Origin of the sequence: Methylibium sp. T29-B, from assembly GCF_000576225.1 — a bacterium.
GTDB lineage: Bacteria > Pseudomonadota > Gammaproteobacteria > Burkholderiales > Burkholderiaceae_C > Methylibium > Methylibium petroleiphilum.
The window spans coordinates 1-7817 of the sequence record NZ_AZSN01000166.1 but is presented as its reverse complement, the minus strand read 5'-3'; the positions used below and the strand labels follow the sequence as shown (position 1 = coordinate 7817).

Below are 7817 nucleotides of genomic sequence, written 5' to 3'. Positions count from 1 at the left end.
TTCGGTGGTGGCGCAGGCTTCCGGATCTCCTTGGGCGGCGGCGGGGGCGGCGGAGGCGGCGGCGGCGGAGGGAGCTCCGCGATGATCTTCGCCTCGAGCGGCTTGCGGACCACCTCGACCACGCTGCGGGCCAGACCCGACACCAGCGCATAGAAGATGAAGACGTGCAGCACCGCCACGACGACGAAGCCGACGAAGCGCCGCGACGGCGGCTGACGTTCGAAGCTCAGGTCCATGCCAACGGACTCCGGGCCCCGGCGTGCAGCGGGCCGGCCGCGACGCTATTCGATGAACTGTTCACTGCCGACGATGCCGAATTTGGTGAGGCCGTTGCGCTGCACCGCGGCCATCACGCCGGCCACGGTGCTGTACTTCGAGAGCCGGTCGGGCCGCAGGTGCAGCTCGGGCTGCGCCTCCAGCGGCAGTGCCGCCATGGCCTGCAGCCGGCGCTCGGCCTCGACGACGTTGGCGACCGGCTCGGCGTTGAAGAAGATCGCATCGTTGGCATCGATGTCGATCTTCATCACCTGCGGCGGCACGACCTGCGGCGGTGGCGGGCCGACCGGCATGTCGAGCTTGACCGCGTGCAGCTGGATCGGGATGGTGATGATGAGCATGATCAGCAGCACCAGCATCACGTCGATCAGCGGCGTGGTGTTGATCTCCATCATCAGCTCGGGCTCGTTGCCGGCGTCGGCGCCCAGCGGGCTCATGGCCATGGTCGAAAGGCTCCTGCGTCAACCGCCGCGCGGCGGCGGCTCGGTGATGAACGACACCTTGGTGATGCCGGCGCGCTGGCAGGCGTAGACCACCTTGCCGACCGCGTTGTAGCGTGCCGCAAGGTCGCCGCGGATCTGCACCTCGGGCTGCGGCTTCATCGCCGCCACCTTCTTGAGCCGCTCGACCAGCGCGTTCGCGTTCGGCACGCGGCTGTCGTACCAGTACATCGCGCCGCCGGCGTCGACCGAGATGATCACGTTCTCGGGCTTGCTCTCGCGGACCTGGATCGTCTCCTTCGGCAGCGTGACGGGGATCGAGGTGGTGACGACCGGGATGGTGATCAGGAAGATGATCAGCAGCACCAGCATCACGTCGACCAGCGGCGTGGTGTTGATCGCCGAGACGACCTCGTCCTCGTCCCCTCCCGCGGGGCCGACGCTCATCGCCATCGCTCAGGCCTTGGCCGGGGCGCGGCTCGTGGCGAGCAGCACCGAGTGCAGGTCGTTGCCGAAGGCGCGCACTTCTTCCATCGAGCCCTTGTTGCGACGCACCAGCCAGTTGTAGCCCAGCACCGCCGGCACGGCGACCGCCAGGCCGATGGCCGTCATGATCAGGGCCTCGCCCACCGGGCCCGCCACCTTGTCGATCGAGGCCTGCCCGGCCACGCCGATCGCGGTGAGGGCGTGGTAGATGCCCCAGACCGTGCCGAACAGACCGACGAAGGGCGCGGTAGAACCCACGGTGGCCAGGAACGCCAGGCCGTCCTGCAGGCGGCTCTGCACGCGCTCCATCGCGCGCTGGATCGACATCGTGACCCAGCTGTTCAGGTCCACGTGCTCGAACAGGCCGCCGTGCTTCTTGGTCGCCTCGAGGCCGGCCTCGGCGATGAAGCGGAACGGGCTCGTCGGCTCCAGCGTGTCGGCCCCCTGCCGCACGCTGCCGGCGCTCCAGAAGCTCTTGGCGGCCAGCTTGGCCTGGCGGTTGAGCCTGGCCTGCTCGATGAACTTGACGACGATGATGTACCAACTGCCCATCGACATCACGACCAGAATCAGCAGCACGGCCTTCGCGACGCCATCGCTGGTTCGCCACAGCGACTCCAGGCCATAGGGGTTCTCGACCACCGCCGCCGGTGCTGGCGCGGCCGCCGCAGGGACGACGGCCGCGGAGGCCGCCGGCTCGCTGGGCACCACCGCCTGGGCATGAACGACCGAAGGCGTCAGGGCCGTCCCGGCCATCAGCAGGGCCAAGGCGAACGTCCCCAGCAAGGCGATAGCCGAACGGCCACGAAAGCAACGAATCATGAAATCTCCGGGAGGCGTGCGTTGAAACGAGATTGTCGCGGGGGGACGATGCCGCTCGCAGGAACGACTCATCGCGGGCCCACGGGGTCAGCGGGCGGAACAGCGCTTCGTGAGCGGATGCGATTATGAAACCCGGCGGGCTGCCGGTCGGCCAAAAGCATACGCCGTGCGTCGAGGGAGGCGCTCCTGGTTTTGATCCGGGTCAGTTCGTTCATCGGACGTCGTAAGAGAATTTTTCAAATTCTCATACAACATTCATGCCATGGATCGACGGAGCACCTTTCCTCGATCGTCCCTGGCAGCATCGTCGTCGAGCTGTCGTTTCGCTTTCGATATCGCTGACAAGCTGGCAGCTCGAATTGCACGACGACTTCGACGGTTCAATTGAACTCGTAGCTCGCATTCAGGAAGAAGAAGCGCCCCCGGTTGGTGTACAGCTCGGCGAAGCCGAGCTGGGAGTAGCGGCCGTCGGAGGCGTTGGTCACGCTGAACGGCGGCATGCGGTCGAACAGGTTGCGGATGCCGAAGTCGAGGCGCAGGTTCTTCAGGCCGGTGAAGCCGGACACCCAGTCGACCTCGTGGTGGGCGGCCACCTTGCGGGTGCCGGGCGCAGGATCGGGCTCGTCGGTGTCGTAGAAGCCGCCGGTCGAGCGCAGCGCCAGGGTGTTGGCCCAGGTCGCCAGCTCCCAGGTCACGCTGAAGAGGTTGCGCCACTTCGGCGCGGCGTAGGTCTCCTTCAGGTCCTGCCAGGGCTGGCCCGGCCCGTCCTGCCGCTCCTGCTTCAGGTAGTAGGCCGTGTCGTTGCGCAGCGTGAAGCTGCCGGCGCCCGCGCTGCCGAGGCGCTGCTCGAGCTGCAGGTCCAGCCCCTGCACCCGGGCCTTCGAGAAGTTCTGCAGGTCGGTGTCGACGACGATGCGGCCCTGCGCGTCCTGGGCGAACTTGCCGGCCGCGATGGCCTGGTCGACGGTCGGCGTGTTGATCTGGTCGGCGATCTTGATCTGCCAGATGTCGAGCGTGGCATTGAATCCCCCCTCTGGCGACAGCACGAAGCCGAGGTTGTAGGTGCGGCCCTTCTCCGGCTGCAGACGCGGGTTGGAGCCGTTGGCGAAGAAGCCCGACAGCGTGCAGCCGGCCGGCTGGCCGAAGGCGGCGCACAGCGTGTCGTTGGTGAAGTCGGCGGCGCCGCTCTCGCGCGCGCCGTAGAGCTGCTTCAGGCTCGGCATGCGGAAGCTCTCGGTGTACGAGGCCCGGGTGCTGAAGGCCGGCGTGAACAGGTAGCGCGCGGCCAGCTTGGGGCTGGTCTTGCTGGCGCTGGGGTAATGGTCGTAGCGCAACGCCACCTGCCCTTCGAGCTGAGGCGTCACCGGCACGTTGAGCTCAGTGAAGAACGCGTAGGCCTTGCGCTCGGCATCGACGGCCGCCTGCTGGATGCTGCCGACGATCTCTCCGGCCTGCGACAGCGCATCCGGCGTGTCGACGATCGACTCCTTCCAGACCGAAGTGCCGACCGCATAGGACAGCGGGCCGGCCGGCATCTGCAGCAGTTCGCCGGTCAGCTTGCCGTTGGCGAACAGAATCTTCGACTCGCCCTCGCGGCGTGGTCGCACCTTCAGCGACTCGACCAGCGCCGGGTCGTTGTTGAGCGAGCTGGCGTCGAGTTGGTCGACGCCGGCATAGGTGAAATAGTTGCGGTCGTCGTTGACGACCCGGCTGCGGCCCTGGCCGACATCGACCTTCCACTCGACCTCGCCGAGCGTGCCCTCGAGCCCGGTCGACAGTTGCAGCAGGTTGGCCGTGCGCTGGGTCAGGCGCGGCCCGCCCTGCATGAAACGGCCGACGAAGAAGTCGCCGTTGCCGTCGAGGAAGTAGTCGGGCGCGGGATGGCCCACGAAGGTGTCGCGCGAGCGCGAGGCCAGCACCTCGGCGAAGCCCTGGAGACCGGGCGTCAGCTGCACCGTGCCCAGCAGCATGCCGCTGAGCCGATCGGCACCGTTGTAGGCGCTCAGCAGGCTGGCATTGAAGTCGTAGCGGCACAGGCCGTCGGCACCGATCTGCGCCGGCGGGCAGGGTCGCACGTAGGCGCCAGGAATGGGGATGAAGTCGGCATCGACATAGTTGCCGGTGGGCGCGAAGATGCTGCGGCTGTCGGGCCCGCCGAACCGCCGGAAATCGGCCGAACTGGACATGTCGCGGTCGCTGCGCTGGATCGGGTCGCGCTTGAACAGGTCGAGGCCGGCGAACACGTTGTAGCCGTCGGCCGCCAGCGAGCCGAAGCCGGCCGACAGGCCGGCCTTGCGCTCCTCGCCGTCGCCGCGGCTGGAAATGCCGTAGCCGGCGCGCAGCTCGAAGCCGGTGTAGCTCTTGCGGGTGATGAAGTTGACGACGCCGGCCACCGCATCGGCGCCATAGATCGCCGAACCGCCGTCCTTCAGGATCTCCACGCGCTCGATCGCGGCGAGCGGGATGGAGTTGACGTCGACCGCGGCGCCCGCCCCCGAGGAGTCGTACAGCGCATTGATCGGCAGCCGGCGGCCGTTCAGCAGCACCAGCACATTGGTCTCGGCGAGGCCGCGCATGAAGACGATGGCAGTGCCCGAGCCGACCGGCGTGCCCGAGGACAGCTCGCCGTCGTCGAAGATGTCGAGCGACATGATCGATTTCATCAGCTCGTTGATCGTCGACGCGCCGGTCCGCTCGATGTCCTTGCGGGTCACCACCTGCACCGGCACCGGCCCCTCGACCTGGCTGCGCTTGATGGCCGAACCGGTCACCTCGACCCGCTCGAGCCTCTGCGCGTCCTGCGCCTGCACGCCTGCGGCTAACGACAGCAGCGCGCTGCCGACGAGCGCCGTGCAGCGTGCAAAAGTCGGGGGGTCTACGGGACATCGGGGTGGCTCCTGCGGGTCAGGGAGGATCGAACTGGGACGATTGGAACATCTGGCGGTCCAGCCTCGGAACGGCCGCCAGCAGGCGACGCGTGTAGGCGCTGCGCGGCGCTTCGAGCACTACGCCGACCGGACCCACCTCCTCGAAGCGCCCGCGGTGCATCACGGCCACCTCGTCGGCGATGTACTCGACCACGCCGATGTTGTGCGTGATGAACAGGTAGGACACGCCGAGCTCGCGCTGCAGCTCGCGCAGCAGGTTGAGGATCTGCGCCTGCACCGACACGTCGAGCGCCGAGGTCGGCTCGTCGCACACCAGCAGGCGCGGCTCGACCGCCAGCGCCCGCGCGATCGCGATGCGCTGGCGCTGGCCGCCCGAGAACTCGTGCGGCCAGCGCTCCAGTGCGTCGCGGCGCAGTCCCACGCGCTCGACCAGCGTCTCGATGCGGGCGCGGCGCGCGGCACGGTCGAGTTCGGGCCTCAGCGCGACCAGGCCCTCTTCCAGCGCCTCGAACACCCGCATGCGCGGGTCGAGCGACGCGAACGGGTCCTGGAACACGATCTGGATCTCGCGGCGCGCCCGCCGCAGCGCATCACCCTGCAGCGAGAACAGGTCCTCGCCTCGCCACAGCGCCCGGCCCTCGACCGCCGCCGTGCCGCGCAGCAGCTGCAGCAGGGCCTTGCCGATCGTCGTCTTGCCGCAGCCCGACTCGCCCACCAGCGCCAGCGTGCGCCCGGCGTCGAGCCGGAACGACACGCCGTCGACCGCCGTCACGTGCGAGCGGGTGCGCTGCAGCAGCCCGCCGCGCACCGGGAAACGCACCACGAGGTTCTGCACGTCCAGCAGCGGCGAGGGCTCGACCGGCGCCGGCCGAGCCGCAGGCGCGTCGATCGCTGTCGTGGCCGGCGCCGACCCGGGCGACGATGCGCCGTCGACATACAGCAGGCAGCGCACCTGATGGCCGGCCGCGGTCTCGATCAGCGGCGGCTCGGTACCGTGGCAGCGATCGAACACGCGGTCGCAGCGGTCGGCGAAGCGGCAGCCCTCGAAGCGCCGCCACAGCGGCGGCACGCTGCCGGCGATCGCCGCGAGCTCGCCGCCGCGCTGGCTGGCGTCGGGCACGGCGCGCAACAGCAGCCGGGCGTAGGGGTGGCGCGGGTGGGCGAAGAAGTCCTTCGCGCTCGCCACCTCGACGATCTGGCCGGCATACATCAGCGCCACCGTCTGCGCCATGCCGGCCACCACGCCGAGGTCGTGCGTGATCAGCATCAGCCCCAGTCCGCGCTCGCGCTGCAGCTCGCGCAGCAGGTCGAGGATCTGCTTCTGGATCGTGACGTCGAGTGCGGTCGTGGGCTCGTCGGCCACCAGGAACTCGGGCTCGGCGGCCAACGCAATGGCGATCATCACGCGCTGCTTCTGCCCGCCGCTCAGGCGGAACGGGTAGTCGTCGATGCGCCGCTCGGGCTCGGGGATGCCCACGCGCTTCAGCCAATCCAGCGCCTTGGCCCGCGCTGCCGCGCCGCGCAGCGCCGTGTGCGCCTCGATCGCTTCGACGATCTGCGTGCCGATCTTCATCACCGGGTTCAGGCTGGTGGCCGGCTCCTGGAAGATCATGCCGACGCGCGCACCGCGCACCGCCCGCATGCGCGACTCCGGCAGGTCCAGCAGTTCCTCGCCGCCCAGCTGCACCGAGCCCGCGGTGACGCGGCCGTTCTCGGGCAGCAACCGCATCAGCGCCAACGCCGTCATGCTCTTGCCGCAGCCCGACTCGCCCACCAGCGCGAAGGTCTCGCCACGCGTGATCGCCAGGCTCAGGCCGTCGATCGCGCGCACCAGGCCGGCGTCGGCGTCGAGCGCGACGTGCAGCGCCTCGATGGACAGGGTGTCTGCAGGCGCAGCGCTCACTGGACCACCTTCGTGCTGCGCACTCGGGTACTCGCCCTCGGGGCGGCCCGGCGTGCTCATGGCACTCCCTTGCCGGAAGCCGGCAGAACGCGGGCGCGGAAGCTGCGTGAGCGCGGATCGAAGGCGTCGCGCACGCCGTCGGCGAACAGGTTGGCCGCCAGCACCAGCGTCACCATGAATCCGAAGGCCGCGGCGAACGACCACCACACCACCGGATCGCGGCTCATCTCGCTGCGCGCCAGGTTGATCATGCCGCCGTAGCTGTTCATCGACGGGTCGACACCGACGCCCACATAGCTCAGCACCGCCTCGTAGAGGATCAGCGCCGAGAACTCCAGCACCGTGGTGATCAGCACCAGGTGCATCACGTTGGGCAGGATGTGGCGCGCCATGATGCGCAGCGGCCCGATGCCGAAGGCGGTGGCCGCCTGCACGTATTCGAGCTCGCGGACCTTCAGCGTCTCGGCGCGCAGCAGCCGGCACAGCGAGGCCCAGCCGGTCAGGCCCAGCACCAGGCACAGCAGCAGCAGCCGAACGTCGGCGCGCTCGGCGCCGGTCTCGAACAGCTCCGGATGCTGGTCGATGAAGGCCTGCACCATCAGCACGCAGGCGGCGATCAGCAGCACGTTGGGCACCGAGGACAGTGTCGTGTAGACATACTGGATCAGGTCGTCGACCCAGCCGCGGAAGTAGCCGGCGACCACACCGAACACGATGGCCAGCGGCAGCGTGGCGATCGTCGCCAGCGTGCCGATCACGAAGGCGGTGCGCACGCTCTTGAGCGCCTGCAGCAGCACGTCGTTGCCGGTGCGGTCGGTGCCGAGCACGTGGTAGTGGCCCATCAGCGCGATCACCGGACCAGCCAGCAGCGCCATCGCCGCCAGCGTGAGCCAGGCCGCGCGCACGGGCAGGTCGGTCTCGTTGCGCAGCAGTGCGCGCAACGACTGCGCGAAGGAGCGCCGCCCGGCCCGCGCCATCGCGCCGGCCAGCGCGGCGCCGATG

The 7817-nt window shown here is 69.2% G+C and carries 6 protein-coding genes and 1 pseudogene; all 7 read right to left on the bottom strand.

Translation table 11 applies throughout. The features are described from left to right. Nucleotides 1-236 (bottom strand): annotated as a pseudogene (locus Y694_RS24990) (energy transducer TonB); the annotation flags it as partial. A gap of 45 nt (nucleotides 237-281) precedes the next feature. After that, complete coding sequence (locus Y694_RS18300; protein ID WP_011829353.1) at nucleotides 282-719, bottom strand: biopolymer transporter ExbD; 438 nt, start codon at nucleotides 717-719, stop codon at nucleotides 282-284. Nucleotides 720-737: 18 nt separating this feature from the next. Then, entirely contained in the window at nucleotides 738-1169 is a 432-nt protein-coding gene (locus tag Y694_RS18295) for a biopolymer transporter ExbD (RefSeq protein ID WP_036235132.1), read from the bottom strand. A 3-nt stretch (nucleotides 1170-1172) separates the two neighbouring features. Then, nucleotides 1173-1958 carry a MotA/TolQ/ExbB proton channel family protein gene (locus Y694_RS18290; protein WP_231497764.1) on the bottom strand — a complete coding sequence of 262 codons (786 nt, stop codon included), beginning with the start codon at nucleotides 1956-1958 and terminating at the stop codon, nucleotides 1173-1175. Nucleotides 1959-2404: 446 nt separating this feature from the next. After that, nucleotides 2405-4834, bottom strand: coding sequence for a TonB-dependent receptor (locus Y694_RS18285; protein ID WP_036235128.1), 2430 nt, complete (start codon nucleotides 4832-4834; stop codon nucleotides 2405-2407). Nucleotides 4835-4928: 94 nt separating this feature from the next. Next, a complete protein-coding gene (locus tag Y694_RS18280) occupies nucleotides 4929-6875 on the bottom strand; it encodes an ABC transporter ATP-binding protein (protein ID WP_231497763.1) in 1947 nt (648 codons plus the stop codon). Next, the coding region (locus Y694_RS18275; RefSeq protein WP_036235124.1) for an ABC transporter permease at nucleotides 6872-7817 on the bottom strand (946 nt) is incomplete at its 5' end. The genes Y694_RS18280 and Y694_RS18275, both read right to left, overlap by 4 nt.

What these genes read in the sequence shown, in the direction of transcription:
- Y694_RS18300 (WP_011829353.1), bottom strand. Translation starts at nt 719, where the DNA reads ATGGCCATGAGCCCGCTGGGCGCCGACGCCGGCAACGAGCCCGAGCTG.
- Y694_RS18280 (WP_231497763.1), bottom strand. Translation starts at nt 6,875, where the DNA reads ATGAGCACGCCGGGCCGCCCCGAGGGCGAGTACCCGAGTGCGCAGCAC.
- Y694_RS18290 (WP_231497764.1), bottom strand. Translation starts at nt 1,958, where the DNA reads ATGGCCGGGACGGCCCTGACGCCTTCGGTCGTTCATGCCCAGGCGGTG.
- Y694_RS18295 (WP_036235132.1), bottom strand. Translation starts at nt 1,169, where the DNA reads ATGGCGATGAGCGTCGGCCCCGCGGGAGGGGACGAGGACGAGGTCGTC.